The organism is Ruegeria sp. C8, assembly GCF_056537565.1.
This window is the reverse complement of record NZ_JBQFRV010000013.1, coordinates 1-16,798: the sequence shown is the minus strand read 5'-3', so window position 1 is coordinate 16,798 and position 16,798 is coordinate 1. Positions and strand designations below refer to the sequence as shown.

The following is a 16,798-nucleotide window of genomic DNA, read 5'->3' as shown; positions in this document are numbered from 1 at the left end:
GGCGCGCCAAAGGGGCAAGGGGTTAGTTCCCTGAGACTTGCAACCCTGTCGGCGTGAAGGTCACGCTTTGACCACTGCGCAGTTCCTCGCGCAGTTGATTGGCGATCGCGCGCAGCGCATCCCGGCGGCCACGGGCGGCGAACCGCTCGGTCGAGTTGATGCGCAGGCTGTTGCTAAACCCGTTCGCCGCATGGGCCCAGATCAGGGGGTGCAACTCGGTCAGGTGATCGCGGATCAGCCAGTTTGCAGCCTCGCAAATCTGTTTGCGGGCGATGTCGGCCTTTGGGCTGCGGCCCATCCCGTTTTGCAGCGTGACCGAACAATAGGCCGCCAACAGGTTGATCGTCTGCTGGTCGGGGCGGCGTTCAACGATGTCGTGCAGACCTTCCAGAAAATACTCGACATCCACACGCGCGCAGGCTTCGTCATCCAATGCAATGGCATCGAACTGGACCCAGGTATATCCGCCAGCACCCCATGTTTTCTGAGTGCGCGCGGCGTTGCGTAGGGCCTGAACTTCTAGCTGGTCGTAGGTCCCGAACCTGCGTGGCAAAAGATGGCTGCCCATTGCGCGCATGTGGCGATGGTTTCGCGGGTCAAGCGTGATCAGCGCTTCGTATTTGTCCGCTACACGGGTGCGCGGGCTGATGTGGCCCGACAAAAGGGCACAATCCGCAGCGGCAATTGCTGGGCTGTTCGGCATTTCAGAGCGACAGCCCTTCAGCAAATCCGCAGCGCGGTCGAAATGCGCGGCGCACCGGGATTGATGCAGGGCAGGCAGGTCTTTGGGGTCTGCTGTCCCACGCCATGCCCAAGCCAAATCAATATGAGCCAATGCCACCACAAGGGCGATCATAGGATCATCGGGGTGGTTCTGAATTTCACCCTCCAGTTCAGAGATGCCCGCCAGAAAATCATAGTCCGACTGAGTTCTGCCATCCGACAGGGCATGTTCCGCAGCCAGCACAACATCTGCCCGGGCTCCGAACCCCAACAGGTCGGCAACCGGTTGGCCGCAGGGTGTTGTTTCGCGTGCGTCATCCGCGGCCCGCATCTCTTTTGAGAGTTCGACCCACATATCCTGACGCGCCAGATGGCGTCCGCGTTCGATCACCTGATGACCGGCGGTGTCATCTGTTTCCGCAATAGGGATGTTCAACTGCCCCGAGGCGACAAGCCACGCGGTTGCATCCGCGACCGACGCAGGCAAAGGCGTAGAGGTGGGACTGGAAGAGCCGAAAATACGGGCGGCAACCACCCTGAAAGACCGAAACATGGCAAAACTCGAACTGTAACAAACGTGTAACGCGTCCAGTTTGCCAAAAACTGTGTCTATTTCAAGGAGTCGTTGCGCGCGTAAGTCCGGGGTGTGATCAATTACCCCATGGGCTTGGGATTGTTTCAAAAAACCCTAAAATGATGACGTTCAACGGTAAATCCCGCCTGCTGCAACACGTCTTCAAGCTCTTTGTGTGGGGGCAGCGACTCATCCGGTAGGCGGACGCGCTTGTCTGACTTAAGCACTGCCGAAACGCGAACCGAGAAATCCCAGCGGGTGTCAAATCGGAATCGATCAACCTCGGACAGGTCCAGTTCACCGCTGCGTTGGCCGGTGAACCACCGCAGTTTCTCGCCGGTCAGTTCGACCCCGGCGCTGGTGTCTTTCACAACATCCCAAACCGCCGGGAGTGTTGCCAGCGCGAGCAACGCCATCAACCACCATGCCGCGTTCAGGAAAATGATCAGGCCGATCAGCACCGCGTAGATGCAGATCAGCAAAATCACCACACGCGGGTTCCGGTTTTGCCGTGTAAAGCTGAACGAAGTCATGCGCCGAGGATGCGCGAGACCATCTCGGTCGTGTCGCGTGACAGGTCGGGCGTGTCTGCGATCCGGCGCAGCTGCGCGCGCATGAGCGCCTGACGGTCGGCGTCATATCGTTTCCACGTCTGGAACGCTGAACACATACGCGCCGTGGTCTGCGGGTTCACCGGGTCCAACCGGATAAGCCAGTCCGCAAGCAGGGCGTAGCCCGCTCCGTCTGCCTGATGGAAACCCGCGTGATTCATGGCCAGCGATCCCATCAAGGCACGGAACCGGTTGGGGTTTTTCCAATTGAAATCAGGATGCTCTGTCAGGGTCCGCGCGGCCTCTACTGTTCTCTGAGGGGCGGCCATCGAGACCTGCAGGCCAAACCATTTGTCGACCACCAGCCGGTCATGTTTCCACTGGTCATAGAACGCGCTCAGTTCAGCTTCACCTTTGCCCGCACGCAGCACGCAGGACAGGGCGGTCAGTTGCAGTGTCATATTGTCGGCAGTTTGGTACGCGTCTGCCGCCTTGCTGCCGCCGTCGAGACGAGCGGTAAGAGCCAGCGCTGCTCCGCCCAATGCACGCTTGCCGGATTGCGCCGCGTCCGGTTGATAAGGGGCGTCCACAAGTGTTTCGCTGTGCAGCTTGGGCAGAAGGTCCTGAACATGTTGCGCGGTGGCTTGACGGAGAGTCTCTACGGCGGTCCAGATAGCCATCGGGTCGGGCGTTACGCCTCTGTCGTATAGGGCGGCGGCGAGTTCGGATTGGGTCGGAAGGCCCAACATCAAAGCCCGATAAGCCGGGTCCAGTGTTTCATCGCGCAGCACAGCCAACAGGCCATCAAGATAATCGGACTCCGGCGTCGCCTCTTCGGTGATCATGCGCAGCAGAGTGTCCTCGGCAAGCGAGCGCCCCGCCTGCCAGCGGTTGAACGGATCGGTGTCATGGGCCAGCAGAAAGGCGCGCTCGGCATTCGATGTGGCATGTTCAAGGATCACAGGGGCCGAGAAATCGCGCAGGATCGAGGGCACGGGTTTGGCAGCAAGCCCGGTGAAGGAAAAGCTCTGCTCGGCCTCGGTCAGCTCCAGCACTTGGGTTGCGTGAACCTCGTCGCCGTTCGGGCACAGCAAGCCGACAGCGACGGGAATGACCTGTGGCTGCTTGTCCTTCTGTCCCGGAGTCGGCTCGGTGCGTTGGCTCAGCGTCAGCGTGTAGGTGCCATCCGTCCAATCCTCGGCCACGGACACGCGCGGGGTGCCGGACTGGCTGTACCAGCGTTTGAACTGGCTCAGGTCGCGGCCTGTTGTGTCCTCGAAGACTTGCAGCCAATGCTCGATCGTACAGGCCTGCCCGTCATGGCGGTCGAAATACAGATCCAGCGCCTTGCTATAGGCCTCATCCCCGACCAAGCGTTTCAGCATGCCGATGACCTCGGCACCTTTCTCATAGACGGTTGAGGTGTAGAAGTTGTTGATTTCCTGAAAACTCTCGGGCCGGACCGGGTGCGATAGCGGGCCATTGTCCTCGGGGAACTGCCTTGCGCGCAGGTCGATGGCGTCGTGGATGCGCTTGACCGGAGCCGAGCGCATGTCCGAGGTGAACTGCGCATCGCGGAAAACGGTCAGGCCCTCTTTGAGGCACAGCTGAAACCAGTCGCGGCAGGTGATGCGGTTGCCGGTCCAGTTGTGGAAATATTCATGCGCAATGATCGCCTCGATCCGTTCGAAATTCACATCGGTCGAGGTTTCCGGGCTGGCCAGAACGGCTGAAGAGTTGAAGATGTTCAGCCCCTTGTTCTCCATCGCGCCCATGTTGAAATCATCCACGGCGACGATGTTGAACACGTCCAGATCGTATTCACGGCCGTAGACGTCCTCATCCCATTTCATAGACTTCTTGAGCGCCTCCATCCCGAAGGCACATTTGCCTTCATCGCCGGGGCGAACCCATAGGTTCAGTTCGACATCGCGACCGGACATGGTAGTGAACTGGCCCGGATGAGCGATGAGGTCTCCAGCGACCAGAGCAAACAGATAGGCGGGTTTGGGCCATGGGTCCGTCCATTCAGCCCAGCCTTCGCCTTTGCCCGACGGGTTGCCGTTGGACAGCAGCACCGGAAGGTCGCCATTGATACGCACCGTGAAGGTCGACATCACGTCGGGGCGGTCCGGGTAGTAGGTGATCTTGCGGAAACCCTCGGCCTCGCACTGGGTGCAATACATGCCGTTCGACATATAGAGCCCTTCAAGCGCGGTGTTATTGCCGGGGTCGATCTCGACCTCCGCCTCCCAGACAAAGGGGGCGTTGGGGGCGGCAACCGTCAGCCCCTCAGGCGTGAGGTTTGGGGACACTTGGGCACCGTCGATGGAGGCGCGGATCAGCTTCAGTTGCTCGCCATGCAGGAAAAAGGTGCGATCGCTGGCCTCTGGATTTGGACGAAAGGCGATGCGGGATGTGACGCGGGTGGCATTTGCTGCCAGATCAAACGTCAGATGCACATTGTCCACGAGATACCCGAATGGGGTGTAGTCTTTGAGATAGATCGTGGTGGGGGCGGCGTCGCGCATCGGGGGCCTCATGAAGGTTGGGTCGACGGCGACGTTAGGGGCATCGCGGCAGGGCTGCAAGTCGCCTATATCCGCTGTCAGTGGTGGTGATCTGCCATTTTGGTAAGATTTTCTTACCAGAACGTAGCGGCATACGTTGCCTATCGGAAACTTTCGCTCTACATGCTGGCGGCATACAGTGGCGTACATTCGTGGGAGAGGAAGAAAATGGCCAGCAGACAGACACGCAGCGGACTTCAGGTCGATCCGGTTCTGGTCGCATTCATCGAAGGTCAGGCTTTGCCCGGAACCGGTGTCACCGCCGAGACCTTCTGGAACGGCCTGTCGCGGATGGTATCCGAACTGGGCCCCAAGAACCGCGCCTTCCTTACCAAACGTCAAGAGATTCAAAGCCAACTGGACGCATGGCACCTGGAGCACAAAGGTGAGGCCCACGACGCCGATGCTTATAAAGCGTTCCTGCACGAGATCGGGTATCTGGTCGACGAGGGTGAAGACTTTCAGATCGAAACCGCCAATGTCGACCCCGAGATCGCCGCAACGCCCGGCCCTCAGCTGGTTGTGCCAATCACCAATGCGCGCTTTGCTCTGAATGCTGCGAATGCCCGGTGGGGCAGCTTGTATGACGCGCTCTATGGCACGGATGCGATGGGTGATCTGCCTGCGGGCGGCGGCTATGATGCCGCCCGCGGCGCGCGTGTCATTGCATGGGCCAAAGCGTTTCTCGACGATGCTGTGCCATTGGCCAGCGGGTCTTGGGCGGATGTCACAAAGCTGAGCGTTGAGGCAGGCGAATTGGTTCCTGCTCTGGCGGATGCCTCGAGGTTTGTGGGCCATGGCGGCGCCGCTGAAAAGCCCGAGTTCATCCTATTGAAAAACAACGGTCTTCACATTCAGATCATGATCGACCCAATCAGCGCGATCGGCGCTGCTGATCCGGCCAACATCTCGGACCTTCGGCTCGAGTCCGCGTTGTCGACGATCATGGATTGTGAGGATTCCGTGGCCTGTGTGGATGCAGCGGATAAGGTTGTTGCCTACGGTAACTGGCTGGGTCTGATGAAGGGTGACCTGACCGAAGAGGTCAGCAAATCCGGCAAGACATTTACCCGCCGGTTGGCAGCTGATCTGTACTTCACAGACGCGAACGGCGCTGAGGCGCGTCTGAAAGGCCGCTCGTTGATGCTGGTGCGCAATGTGGGTCATCTGATGACCAACCCGGCCGTGCTGGATGCCGAAGGCAACGAGATCGGCGAGGGCCTCATGGACGCTCTCTGCACCACGTTGATCGCCATGCATGATCTGGCGCGCGACGGCGGAAACTCGGTCACCGGGTCGGTCTATGTGGTGAAGCCCAAGATGCATGGTCCTGAAGAGGTCGGGTTCTCGGTCGAGATTTTCGATATGGTCGAAGACATCCTGGGCTTGCCGCGCAGCACGGTGAAGGTGGGCATCATGGATGAGGAACGGCGCACTTCCGCCAACCTCAAGGAATGTATCCGGGCCGCGAAATCGCGCGTGGCCTTCATCAACACCGGCTTCCTTGATCGGACCGGGGACGAGATCCACACCTCGATGGAGGCAGGCCCGATGCTGCCCAAGGGCGACATCAAAAACACACCATGGATCGCGTCCTACGAGGATCGCAACGTCGATATCGGTCTGGCCTGCGGCCTGAAAGGCAAGGCGCAGATTGGTAAAGGTATGTGGGCCATGCCTGATCGCATGGGCGATATGCTGGAGGCTAAGATCGGCCATCCGCAATCCGGTGCCACTTGCGCATGGGTTCCCTCGCCAACCGCTGCGACGTTGCACGCCACGCACTATCACAAGGTCGACGTTCTGGCCCGTCAGGACGAGCTGGCCGCAGGTGGGGCACGCGGCACGTTGGAGGATTTGCTGACCGTTCCGCTGCTGGGTGGCCGCAACCTCAGTGATGATGAGATCACCCGCGAGGTCGAGAACAACGCGCAGGGTATTCTGGGCTACGTTGTGCGTTGGGTCGATCAGGGCGTCGGATGCTCGAAAGTGCCGGACCTGAACGACATTGGATTGATGGAAGATCGCGCGACCTGTCGGATTTCCAGCCAAGCGCTGGCCAACTGGTTGCACCACGGTGTTGTCAGCGAAGAACAGGTAATGGCGGCGATGCAGAAGATGGCCGCCGTTGTGGACCGTCAGAACGAAGGTGACGCTGCATATCATCCGATGGCGCCCGGCTTTGAAAGCATTGCCTTTCAGGCGGCCTGCGATCTGGTGTTCAAAGGGCGTTTGCAACCGTCCGGTTATACTGAGCCGGTTCTGCACGCCCGCCGTTTGGAGTTGAAAGCCAGCTTGGGTTAAGTGGATAGGCCGGGACCGAGGGGGCTGTCTGCCCACTCGCGCTTCCCCGAGGATATTTTTAGCCAGATGAAAGGGATCAGGGATGGCAATTTCCTTGCGCAAGGCGCGCACCATCATTCGTAAAGCGCTGGAAGAGGGGCGCCGGTTGGAATTGAAACCGCTTTCGGTCGTTGTGCTGGATGCGGGCGGTCATGTCATTGCGTTCGAGCGCGAAGATGGCGCGGCCCCCGGACGGTTTGGAATTGCGCAGGGCAAGGCCTATGGTTCGGTCATGCTGGGGATGGCAGGTACAGCTCAGATGCAGCGGGCCGAAGCGCAGGCCTATTTCATGGCGGCAGTGAACGGAGTTTATGGCGGTAAGGTCATTCCGGTGCCGGGTGGCGTGCTGTTGCGCGACAAGAAAGGTGCCGTGATTGGCGCCGTTGGCGTGACAGGCGACACATCGGACAATGACGTGCTTGCTGCGATGGCAGGGATCGAAGCCGCGAACCTTGTTGGCGAAAGCTGATTTCCTTGAAGAAGGGGAGAGCCTGCGCTGGCTCTCTCGCCCAAATTGGACTTTTTGCATTGCACGTTTAGCGGGCAATGAGAGTCCGATTGTGACAATGTCCCGTCGGATGCATATATGTGCGACATTGAACAGGTACTTGCGCTGACACACAGGGCCTGTGCTATTGCGCGCTGTTGTCCCTGCCGATAGCTTTTCCACACGTTTAGGAAACAAATTGGGAAAGCAGAATGTCTCGACCCGTCGTCGGTATCATCGGCAACTCTTACTTGATGAATGACAACTACCCGACGCATGCCGGTGGCACGATGAACTCGGATGCCGTTGCGAATGTTTCAGGGTGTTTGCCACTGCTGATCCCGGCTGATCCACGTTACGTCTCGGTCGAGGAGTTGCTGGACGCGTGCGACGGGTTTCTTCTGACGGGCGGGCGCCCCAATGTGCACCCCGAGGAATATGGTGAGCCGCCGACCGAAGCGCATGGCGATTTCGACCGGGCGCGCGATGCGATTACCTTGCCGCTGGTACGCGCATGTGTTGAGCGCGGCCAGCCGTTCTTTGGAATCTGCCGCGGGTTCCAAGAGGTTAACGTGGCGATGGGCGGGACGCTCTATCCCGAGATCCGCGACCTTCCGGGGCGGCAGAACCACCGGATGCCACCGGATGGAACGCTTGAGGAAAAGTTCGCCCTGCGCCATGTCGTAACTCTGAACGAAGGCGGCGTGTTCCATCGGCTGTTCGGTGCACGCGAAGTGATGACCAATACGCTGCACGGTCAGGGGATCAAGGCCGTAGGCCAGAATGTTGTGATCGACGGCCACGCACCGGATGGCACGCCCGAGGCGATTTATGTCAAAGATGCGCCGGGCTTTACCCTCTCGGTCCAATGGCACCCGGAATGGGATGCTGCAAATGACCCGGTCTCGCGCCCGTTGTTTGAGGCGTTTGGCGCGGCCGTCAAAGCCTGGTCTGCAGGATCAAGCACGCGGTTCCTACAGCAAACAGCGTAAGTTTTGGCACCGGTCCGTCCGGGAGGGGATGCCGGACCGGTGCGTCGCGATCAAATCAGTAGGTCGAACTGATTGATCAGCGGCAGGGTTCGCGCGCGTTCTCCGGTCAGATCAAACAGCGCATTACCTAAGGCCGGCATTGAGGGGGGTGTACCGGGCTCACCTGCGCCGCCCATATGGCGGTTGGTCTCGAGAACGCGCACTTCGACCTGCGGAGCCGTGTGCATGCGAATTGCGTCATAGTCGGGGAAGTTGAACTGCTCGACTTCGCCCTCGGCAAAGGTGATTTCGCCGTAGCAAGCGGCGCTCAGGCCATACATCATTCCACCGAACATCTGCGCCTTGACGTTTTCTGGGTCCAACGCGAGACCCATGTCACAGGCGATCCACGCCTTGTTGATGCGGATGGTGCCGTCTTCGTCGACCACCTCGATCACCTGCGCGACCGGAGTGCCAAAGCTGTAGGTAAAGGCAACGCCGCGACCGACGCCAGCCGGGGTTTGGCCGGTCCAGCCCGACATCTCTTTCACAGCTTCAAGGCAACCTGCCGAGGGGGTGTGTTCGGTCTTCATCAACTCCAGCCGGAATTCCAGCGGGTCGCGTCCTGCGGCATGGGCCATCTCATCCATGAAGGTTTCGTGGAAAAAGCCGTTGTGGCTATTGCCGACCGAGCGCCAGAAGCCAACAGGCACGTCGAGCTTCGCGATATGGCCGCTCATCCGGTAGTTCGGAACCGCATAGGGTTGGTTGAAGAAGCCCTCGACCAGAACCTTGTCGGGCCCTGCACCGGGCATACCGGTATAGCGCTCAACCGCTTGCTGCGTGCAGGATTGCGCGGCAACCGCGCCGTCGATCAGCACCGCTTTGCCATCCTTCACAGCACCGCGCAGCCGAGCGATCGCGCCAGGGCGGTAGTAGTCGTGGCGCATGTCTTCTTCACGGCTCCAGGTCGTCTGGACCGGAGTGCCGGGCACGGCCATGGCGACCTTGGTGGCGATCTCGCCGAAATCCAGTTCCCCACGACGACCAAACCCACCGCCCAGATAGGTGGTGTGGATCTGCACCGCATCCGTATCCAGACCGGCGGTATTGGCGACGCGGAATTGGATCAGAGTCGGGGCCTGATTGCCGCACCACAGTTCCAGAGTGTCGCCGGTGTAGAGCGCGGTGGCATTCATCGGCTCCATCGTGGCGTGGGCCAGATAGGGCAGGCGGTATTCGGCGGTGATTTCGGTCGCGCCTTCGGGTGTGACGCTGACGTCGCCGTCGTCACGCATGGTCGAGTTCGGGGCGTCGTTAAACGCCTCGGCGATCTTGGCGAAGATGCCGTCGGTTTCCGGCGGGTAGGTGGCATCCCCCCAATCAACGTCGATCGCTTCGACCGCTTGATTGGCAAGCCATGTGTTTTTGGCGATGACCGCAACGCCAGTGCCCAGATCAACGATCTGTTCGACCCCCGCCATGTCTTTTGCAGCGCTGTCGTAATAGCCGTTCATCGCGCCGCCCAGCTTGGGGTTCATACGCACGGCTGCAAATTTCATACCGGGCAGGCGGACATCTACGCCGAATTCTGCGGTGCCAGTCGCCTTGCCAACCATGTCCAGACGCGGTTGGGTCTGACCCAGATACCGCCACTCGGACGGGTCACGCAGAGGCACCTCGACCGGCTCAAGACCGGCCGCATCCATCGCAAGGTCGGCATAGGCGATCTTGTCACCATTGGGTGCGATGACGTGCCCCGATGCCGTCTGCAATTGCGACGGGTCAACCCCCAGACGGTCGGCAGCGGCCCGCTTCAGCGTCTCACGCGCCGATGCTCCGGCCTGCCGCATCCGCTCGAACCCGTCCTTCATCGAGGTCGAGCCACCGGTGACCTGAAGGCTCAGCGCTTTGCTGAGGACACCCAGCGCCTCGCCCAGATTGTGCTGGAAGTTCGAGATGTCGTAGCCTTTGTTTGGCAGCCCTTCGCCAACCAATGCGGAGTTATAGTACGCCGCCGCAGCCGGGCCATGCAGCACGTTGATCTGATCAAGATCGACGTCCAACTCCTCGGCGATCAAAGCAGCCCAGGTTGTCCTTACGCCCTGTCCCATTTCGGCACGCGGGGCGAAGAGGGTGACGCCATTCTGGTCGATCAGAATGAATGGGTTCAGCGCGGCCTCACCCTCGCCGGGTTTCAGCGGGTTCGGGGCGGGACGGGTGACGTAGTAGGCACCAAAGGCCACACCGCCGACAATCGCGGCCGAGCCGATCAGGAAAGTGCGGCGCAGAATTTTTCCAACTTTGCCCATGTCTTAAGCCTCCTGCAACTTGCCAGCGGCATCTTGGATCGCGGCGCGGATGCGGGGATAGGTGCCACAACGGCACAGGTTGCCCTGCATCGCGTCATCTATATCCGCATCTGTTGGGGCGGGGTTTTCGGCCAACAAAGCCGCCGCCTGCATGATCTGACCGGACTGACAGTAACCGCATTGCGCGACTTGATGATCCACCCAAGCCTGCTGGATCACGGCCATCGCCTCGGGCGAGCCGATGCCTTCGATTGTGGTGACATCGCCCCAGACATCGGACAGCGACACCTGGCACGAGCGCACGGCCTCTCCGTCGATATGCACGGTGCAGGCGCCGCAAGCAGCTACGCCGCAGCCGAATTTGGTTCCGGTCAGGCCGACCTCATCCCGGAGGACCCAAAGCAGGGGGACGTCGTCGGGCAGGTCAACCTGATGTTGCTTGCCGTTGATCTTCAGCGCGGTTGCCATGGCACACCTCTCGTAGCTGTGGCGGTTTCTGACATAATTGTCTGAAAGTGTCAGTATGTCAATTGACAAATTAAACGAAAAGTGTCAGATCGGTTTCATGACGGAAAAACAGGACGATCCGCGGCAACAGGCCATTCTTGCGTCGGCGCTTGAGGCGTTCGCGGCCTATGGGTTCCGCAAAACCTCGATGGACGACATCGCCAAAGGGGCGGGCATGTCGCGCCCAGCCGTGTATTTGCAGTACAAGAACAAAGAGGCGATCGTGCGCAGCCTGACGCGCGCGCATTACGCCGAGAAAACCGCAAACGTATCGCGGGCCTTGTCGGGCAATGGTAGCGTGTCCCAGCGTTTGGCGCGCGCGATTGACGGCCAGATCAAGGGGTTGGCTGAGATACTGACCTCTCCCCACGGGCGAGAGATGCTGGACACCAGCAAATCGACTGCCTCGGACATTCTGGCCGAGGGTGAGGCGGAAATGACCGCGCTCTATGCCGACTGGTTGCGTCGCGAAGACAGCGCCGGACGCGTTCGCCTGCCAAACGGCCCGGAAGAGACCGCGAAGACCATCACCGCGACCCTGATGGGCGTCAAGATGACCGCGACCAACGCGGCTGAATTCGAGCAGCGCATCTCGCAATTGGCTGAATTGCTGGGTGCCGGACTCGAAGTCAAGTAACCCGCTGGCGGATTTTGTACTCGGGTTGGTCCCACAGGTTATTGGTGATTATGTCCGCAAGAGTCTCTGCGGCCTGTTCCACGTCGCTTTCATCAACATAAAGTGGCGTGAAGCCAAAGCGCATGATGTCTGGCGCGCGGAAATCTCCGATCACGCCGCGGGCAATCAGTGCCTGCATGGCGGCATAGCCTTCGGCAAAGTGGAATGAGACCTGACTACCGCGCCGCGCCGGATCGCGTGGGCTGGCGAGGGTTAGGCCGGGGCAGGTGGCCTCGACCTTTGCGATGAACAATTCGGTCAGTTCGATGGATTTCGCCCGGACATCGGCCATCTCGGCCATGTCCCAGACATCCATCGCCGCAGACAGCGCGGTCATTTGCAGGACCGGAGGGGTACCGACCCGCATCCTCTCGATCCCTGAACCGGGACGATAGTCGAGATCGAAGGCAAACGGTGCTTCGTGCCCCAGCCATCCCGAAAGCGCCGGGCGCACACGGTCGGACAGGCGCGGAGCAACGTAAATGAACGCGGGCGCACCGGGGCCGCCGTTGAGGTATTTGTAGGTACAACCGACCGCAAAATCGGCGTTGCACCCGGCCAGGTCGACCGGAATTGCACCGGCGGAATGGGCCAAATCCCAGACCGTCACCACACCTTTGGCATGGGCCAATTCGGTCAGCGCCTTCATGTCGTGCATACGGCCAGTGCGATAGTCGACCTCGGTCAGCATCAGAACGGCGACCTCTTCGGAGATGCTTTCAGCGACCTCTTCCGGGGCGACAACGCGCAATTCGTACTCCGCGCCCAGAGAGCGCAGCAATCCGTCCGCCATATACAGATCGGATGGGAAATTGCCGTTGTCCGACAGCACAACCTTGCGGTTCGGGTTCAGCTCCAACGCCGAAGCAACGGCCTGATAGACTTTGATCGACAGCGTGTCACCCACCACAACGCTGCCTGCCTCTGCCCCGATCAGGCATCCGATCCGATCCCCCAGACCCGTGGGCAATCCCATCCATCCGGCCTTGTTCCAACCGGTAATCAGCATCTGCCCCCATTCCTGCGTCGCCGTCTGGTGCAGACGCGCATCAACCGCCTTTGGCAACGGACCCAGAGAGTTGCCGTCAAGATAGAGAATGCCTTCGGGCAGTTCGAACATGGCTTTGGTTGCTTTGAAGTCGGTCATTCCGGCTGGGCCCTGTTGTTTATTTTGGTTATATCCGTTGGCTATCGGATGCGCTAAGCGCTGTCTACCGATGCATATCTCCGAAATAAATTGCCGCGACCTTTTGATGTTTTGATCTTAAGGTCGGAAAGCGGTAGACAAACTGTCGAAAACGACACTTTCTTTGAGAGATATCGACAGGTAATCAGCGCGAATGCAGAAAATCGACATCCCTCCGATCTGGTTGCTGGGGGCGGCTTGCCTCGCGTGGTTTCAAGCGCGACACCTGTCCTTTGGACTGTCCCTTGAAGGGTGGTTGACTGATCTTGCCAGCGGCGTGCTAGTCGGGGGCGGTATTCTTTTGGCTGTTCTGGCGGTCGTCGAATTCCGCCGCCATCAGACGACGGTAATGCCACACCAGACCCCATCCAGCATGGTGCAAAGCGGAATTTTCAAACGCAGCCGGAACCCAATCTATCTGGGGGACGTTCTTATCCTGACCGGTTTGATCCTGCGCTTCGATGCGGTCTTGTCGCTGGTTCTCGTGCCGATTTTCGTCTGGATCCTGGAACGCCGCTTTATCGAGCCGGAAGAGGATCGCTTGCGCCGCAAATTTCGCGCTGACTTCGCCCGTTATGCGCAAAAGACGCGGCGTTGGATTTGAAGGTGTACTGCCAATGACACAACGTAACGAATGCTGCAGTTGCGAAATAATCTTTCGCAATGTAGGTGGGGATTGAACGAAAGATGCAAAGAACTCGCGCGAACATATCGAAAGTAAAGGAGGCTCTCCGTTGAAGATAGGAACGCCAAAAGAAGTTTTTGACGGTGAGAACCGGGTGGCGATGACGCCGGACTCGGCGCGCCAGCTGCAAAAACTGGGCTATGACTGCCTGATCGAAAAGGGTGCCGGTGCTGCGGCAGGCTTTTCTGATGCGGCTTATGAAGAGGCCGGTGTCGAGGTTATGAAAACCGCGGCGTCGCTTTGGAAAGCTGCGGATATCGTCGCCAAGGTGCGCCAGCCGAATGAGACCGAGCTGAAGCGTCTGACCAAAGGCAAGACGCTGATCTCTTTCTTCAACCCGGCCGGGAACGAAGAAGGGATGGAGGCTGCCAAGTCCAAAGGCGCGAATGTCATCGCGATGGAGATGGTTCCGCGTATTTCCCGTGCGCAAAAGATGGACGCTTTGTCCTCGATGGCGAATATCGCTGGGTATCGCGCGGTAATCGAGGCGGGCAACAACTTTGGTCGTTTCTTCACCGGTCAGGTGACGGCGGCGGGTAAGGTGCCCCCTGCCAAGGTGCTGATCGTGGGGGCCGGTGTGGCTGGTCTGGCCGCGATCGGGACGTCGACGTCGCTGGGTGCGATCACCTATGCGTTCGACGTGCGCCCCGAAGTGGCCGAACAGGTCGAGTCGATGGGGGCCGAGTTTGTCTATCTGGACTTTGAAGAAGACCAGCAGGACGGCGCGGCCACTGGCGGCTATGCATCGGTTCAGTCGGAGGAGTTCCGCGAAGCGCAGTTGGCCAAGTTCCGTGAATTGGCGCCCGAGATGGACATCGTGATCACCACCGCGCTGATCCCGAACCGCGAAGCGCCCGAGCTTTGGACCAAGGATATGGTCGAAGCGATGAAGCCGGGCTCTGTCATCGTCGATTTGGCGGCGGAGAAAGGCGGCAACTGTAAGCTTACCGTCGCGGACGAGAAGATCGTGACCGACAATGGCGTGACCATCATCGGCTATACCGACTTCCCCAGCCGGATGGCGGCGCAGGCGTCGTCTCTGTATGCGACCAACATCCGCCACATGATGGCAGACCTGACGCCTGAGAAGGACGGTCAGATCAATCACGACATGGAAGATGACGTGATCCGCGGCGCGACCGTGACCCATGAGGGTGAGATCACCTTCCCGCCGCCGCCGCCCAAGGTGCAGGCGATTGCGGCGCAGAAAAAGCCCGAGGTCAAGGAACTGACCCCGGAAGAGAAGAAGGCGCAGGAAATCGCAGCCTTCAAGGCGCAGACCAAGCAGCAGTTCACCCTGCTGGGTGTTGGTGGCGCGCTGATGTTGCTGGTGGGGCTGATCGCTCCGGCAAGCTTCATGCAGCACTTTATCGTCTTTGTTTTGGCGATCTTTGTGGGCTTCCAGGTGATCTGGGGCGTTGCGCACAGCTTGCACACACCGCTGATGGCGATCACCAACGCGATCTCGTCGATCATTATCGTTGGGGCGTTGATGCAGATTGGGTCCGGGTCGTTCCTGGTTATTCTGCTGGCGGCACTGTCCGTGTTCATGGCCGGGATCAATATCTTCGGCGGCTTCCTCGTAACCCGGCGCATGCTCGCCATGTTCCAGAAATCCTAAGGAGGTCGGGCATATGATTGGCTTCACTTCTGCCGCTTATGTTGTTGCGGCTGTCCTATTCATCCTGTCGCTCGGCGGCCTTTCGAACCAGGAAAGCGCCAAGCGCGCGGTCTGGTACGGTATCGTTGGTATGGCGTTGGCGGTTTTCGCCACACTGGTCGGTCCGGGTTCGGGCTTGTGGCTGCTGTCCATCCTGTTGATCATCGGCGGCGGTTTGATCGGTCAATACGTGGCGCAGCGCGTCCAGATGACCGAGATGCCTCAGCTAGTTGCCGCAATGCACTCGCTGGTTGGTCTGGCGGCTGTGTTCGTCGGCTTCAACGCGCATTTCGAGATCGGAAACGTGGCTCAGGTCATGGCGATCAAAGATAGCGCGGGTCAGGCGGACCTGTCCGACCTTGGCGCCTTTGCCAAGTTGATCGCCAAGAAGACTCCGGCGGAACTGGCGATCCTACATGTTGAGCTGTTCCTGGGCATCTTCATCGGTGCGATCACCTTTACCGGCTCGGTCGTGGCTTATGGCAAGCTGGCCGGAAAAGTGACCTCGGCGGCGACCAAACTGCCCGGTGGTCACATGTTGAACGCAGCAGCGGCGGGGCTCTCGCTGATCTGTCTGATTTGGTACACCAGCTCGGGCGGTCTGTTCCCGCTGTTCCTGATGACACTGGCGGCGTTGTTCATAGGCTATCACCTGATCATGGGCATCGGTGGTGCTGACATGCCGGTGGTTGTGTCGATGCTGAACTCGTATTCGGGTTGGGCGGCAGCCGCGATCGGCTTCAGCCTTGGCAACGACCTGCTGATCGTTGTTGGCGCTCTGGTCGGCTCGTCGGGTGCGATCCTGTCCTACATCATGTGTAAGGCGATGAACCGTCACTTTGTCAGCGTGATCCTGGGCGGTTTCGGTGGCCCGCAGGGCGAGCAAATGGCTGTCGAAGGTGAACAAATCGCGATTGAGGCTGACGGCGTTGCCGCTGCGCTGAACGATGCGGACAGCATTGTCATCATCCCGGGTTACGGCATGGCTGTCGCTCAGGCACAGCAATCGGTGTCCGAGCTGGTCCGCAAGCTGCGCGCCAAGGGCAAAGAGGTGCGCTTTGCGATCCACCCCGTTGCCGGACGTCTGCCGGGCCACATGAACGTTCTGCTGGCCGAGGCCAAGGTGCCGTATGACATCGTGCTGGAGATGGATGAGATCAACGACGATTTCCCGGACACGGACGTGGCCATCGTCATCGGCTCGAACGACATCGTGAACCCTGCGGCGCAGGAGGATCCCAACAGCCCCATCGCCGGTATGCCGGTTCTGGAATGCTGGAAGGCCAAGCAAGTCTTTGTGTCCAAGCGCGGTCAGGGTACTGGCTATTCGGGCATCGAGAACCCACTGTTCTTCAAAGAGAACACGCGCATGTTCTATGGCGATGCCAAGCAGTCTCTGGATAAGCTGCTGCCGATGATCGAGTGATCAAAACGCACAATTCAATTGCAAAGGGCGCCTGCGGGCCAAGCCACTATAGGTAAATGTTGACGAGCTATCGACCAGCAGCTAACCTGCTGGTCGTTTTCGTTTAGAAATAAGAGCTTGTGACATG

At 59.6% G+C, this 16,798-nt stretch carries 13 protein-coding genes; 7 read left to right on the top strand and 6 right to left on the bottom strand.

What is annotated here, in order from left to right:
- Positions 1 to 22 precede the first annotated feature (22 nt).
- The 3 genes from ACR0KL_RS16375 to pepN form a co-directional block, all read right to left on the bottom strand.
- The gene (locus tag ACR0KL_RS16375) at positions 23 to 1,276 is read right to left on the bottom strand and encodes a hypothetical protein (RefSeq protein WP_170678472.1); all 1,254 of its coding nucleotides are present in this window, start codon (positions 1,274 to 1,276) and stop codon (positions 23 to 25) included.
- 125 nt (positions 1,277 to 1,401) lie between these two features.
- Positions 1,402 to 1,830: a hypothetical protein gene (locus ACR0KL_RS16370; RefSeq protein WP_170678475.1), complete on the bottom strand. Its 429-nt coding sequence runs from the start codon at positions 1,828 to 1,830 to the stop codon at positions 1,402 to 1,404.
- Complete coding sequence (pepN, locus tag ACR0KL_RS16365) at positions 1,827 to 4,379, bottom strand: aminopeptidase N (protein ID WP_480777282.1); 2,553 nt, start codon at positions 4,377 to 4,379, stop codon at positions 1,827 to 1,829. Before pepN ends, ACR0KL_RS16370 begins: the two co-directional genes overlap by 4 nt.
- A 207-nt stretch (positions 4,380 to 4,586) precedes the next feature.
- On the opposite strand from pepN, the gene ACR0KL_RS16360 reads away from it, so the two are divergent.
- The 3 genes from ACR0KL_RS16360 (at position 4,587) to ACR0KL_RS16350 (ending at position 8,240) form a co-directional block, all read left to right on the top strand.
- Positions 4,587 to 6,722 carry a malate synthase G gene (locus ACR0KL_RS16360; RefSeq protein ID WP_480777281.1) on the top strand — a complete coding sequence of 712 codons (2,136 nt, stop codon included), beginning with the start codon at positions 4,587 to 4,589 and terminating at the stop codon, positions 6,720 to 6,722.
- 82 nt (positions 6,723 to 6,804) lie between these two features.
- Positions 6,805 to 7,230 carry a GlcG/HbpS family heme-binding protein gene (locus ACR0KL_RS16355; RefSeq protein WP_170467956.1) on the top strand — a complete coding sequence of 142 codons (426 nt, stop codon included), beginning with the start codon at positions 6,805 to 6,807 and terminating at the stop codon, positions 7,228 to 7,230.
- A 230-nt stretch (positions 7,231 to 7,460) separates the two neighbouring features.
- Positions 7,461 to 8,240 (top strand): gamma-glutamyl-gamma-aminobutyrate hydrolase family protein, encoded by a 780-nt coding sequence (locus ACR0KL_RS16350; protein WP_170678481.1) that lies wholly within the window; start codon positions 7,461 to 7,463, stop codon positions 8,238 to 8,240.
- 50 nt (positions 8,241 to 8,290) lie between these two features.
- On the opposite strand, the gene ACR0KL_RS16345 is transcribed toward ACR0KL_RS16350, so the two are convergent.
- Together ACR0KL_RS16345 and ACR0KL_RS16340 are read right to left on the bottom strand one after the other, a co-directional pair.
- Entirely contained in the window at positions 8,291 to 10,531 is a 2,241-nt protein-coding gene (locus ACR0KL_RS16345; RefSeq protein ID WP_480777280.1) for a xanthine dehydrogenase family protein molybdopterin-binding subunit, read from the bottom strand.
- Between the two features lie 3 nt (positions 10,532 to 10,534).
- The gene (locus tag ACR0KL_RS16340) at positions 10,535 to 10,999 is read right to left on the bottom strand and encodes a (2Fe-2S)-binding protein (protein WP_170375059.1); all 465 of its coding nucleotides are present in this window, start codon (positions 10,997 to 10,999) and stop codon (positions 10,535 to 10,537) included.
- 97 nt (positions 11,000 to 11,096) lie between these two features.
- On the opposite strand from ACR0KL_RS16340, the gene ACR0KL_RS16335 reads away from it, so the two are divergent.
- A complete protein-coding gene (locus ACR0KL_RS16335; RefSeq protein ID WP_170678485.1) occupies positions 11,097 to 11,675 on the top strand; it encodes a TetR/AcrR family transcriptional regulator in 579 nt (192 codons plus the stop codon).
- On the opposite strand, the gene kynU is transcribed toward ACR0KL_RS16335, so the two are convergent.
- Complete coding sequence (kynU, locus tag ACR0KL_RS16330) at positions 11,668 to 12,861, bottom strand: kynureninase (protein WP_170678487.1); 1,194 nt, start codon at positions 12,859 to 12,861, stop codon at positions 11,668 to 11,670. The two genes, ACR0KL_RS16335 and kynU, sit on opposite strands and share 8 nt — an antisense overlap.
- 193 nt (positions 12,862 to 13,054) lie before the next feature.
- Between kynU and ACR0KL_RS16325 the strand changes: the two genes are divergently transcribed.
- From ACR0KL_RS16325 to ACR0KL_RS16315, 3 genes are all read left to right on the top strand, one after another.
- Positions 13,055 to 13,504: a methyltransferase family protein gene (locus tag ACR0KL_RS16325; RefSeq protein WP_170678489.1), complete on the top strand. Its 450-nt coding sequence runs from the start codon at positions 13,055 to 13,057 to the stop codon at positions 13,502 to 13,504.
- Positions 13,505 to 13,634: 130 nt separating this feature from the next.
- Positions 13,635 to 15,206 (top strand): Re/Si-specific NAD(P)(+) transhydrogenase subunit alpha, encoded by a 1,572-nt coding sequence (locus ACR0KL_RS16320; protein ID WP_170554269.1) that lies wholly within the window; start codon positions 13,635 to 13,637, stop codon positions 15,204 to 15,206.
- A gap of 13 nt (positions 15,207 to 15,219) precedes the next feature.
- Entirely contained in the window at positions 15,220 to 16,671 is a 1,452-nt protein-coding gene (locus tag ACR0KL_RS16315) for an NAD(P)(+) transhydrogenase (Re/Si-specific) subunit beta (RefSeq protein ID WP_170375069.1), read from the top strand.
- The last annotated feature ends 127 nt before the right edge of the window (positions 16,672 to 16,798 follow it).

Excerpts from the sequence above, each read along its gene's own strand:
- ACR0KL_RS16375 (WP_170678472.1), bottom strand. The coding sequence starts at position 1,276 with ATGTTTCGGTCTTTCAGGGTGGTTGCCGCCCGTATTTTCGGCTCTTCC.
- ACR0KL_RS16350 (WP_170678481.1), top strand. The coding sequence starts at position 7,461 with ATGTCTCGACCCGTCGTCGGTATCATCGGCAACTCTTACTTGATGAAT.
- ACR0KL_RS16360 (WP_480777281.1), top strand. The coding sequence starts at position 4,587 with ATGGCCAGCAGACAGACACGCAGCGGACTTCAGGTCGATCCGGTTCTG.
- pepN (WP_480777282.1), bottom strand. The coding sequence starts at position 4,379 with ATGCGCGACGCCGCCCCCACCACGATCTATCTCAAAGACTACACCCCA.
- ACR0KL_RS16325 (WP_170678489.1), top strand. The coding sequence starts at position 13,055 with ATGCAGAAAATCGACATCCCTCCGATCTGGTTGCTGGGGGCGGCTTGC.
- ACR0KL_RS16370 (WP_170678475.1), bottom strand. The coding sequence starts at position 1,830 with ATGACTTCGTTCAGCTTTACACGGCAAAACCGGAACCCGCGTGTGGTG.
- ACR0KL_RS16355 (WP_170467956.1), top strand. The coding sequence starts at position 6,805 with ATGGCAATTTCCTTGCGCAAGGCGCGCACCATCATTCGTAAAGCGCTG.
- ACR0KL_RS16340 (WP_170375059.1), bottom strand. The coding sequence starts at position 10,999 with ATGGCAACCGCGCTGAAGATCAACGGCAAGCAACATCAGGTTGACCTG.
- ACR0KL_RS16335 (WP_170678485.1), top strand. The coding sequence starts at position 11,097 with ATGACGGAAAAACAGGACGATCCGCGGCAACAGGCCATTCTTGCGTCG.
- ACR0KL_RS16315 (WP_170375069.1), top strand. The coding sequence starts at position 15,220 with ATGATTGGCTTCACTTCTGCCGCTTATGTTGTTGCGGCTGTCCTATTC.
- kynU (WP_170678487.1), bottom strand. The coding sequence starts at position 12,861 with ATGACCGACTTCAAAGCAACCAAAGCCATGTTCGAACTGCCCGAAGGC.
- ACR0KL_RS16345 (WP_480777280.1), bottom strand. The coding sequence starts at position 10,531 with ATGGGCAAAGTTGGAAAAATTCTGCGCCGCACTTTCCTGATCGGCTCG.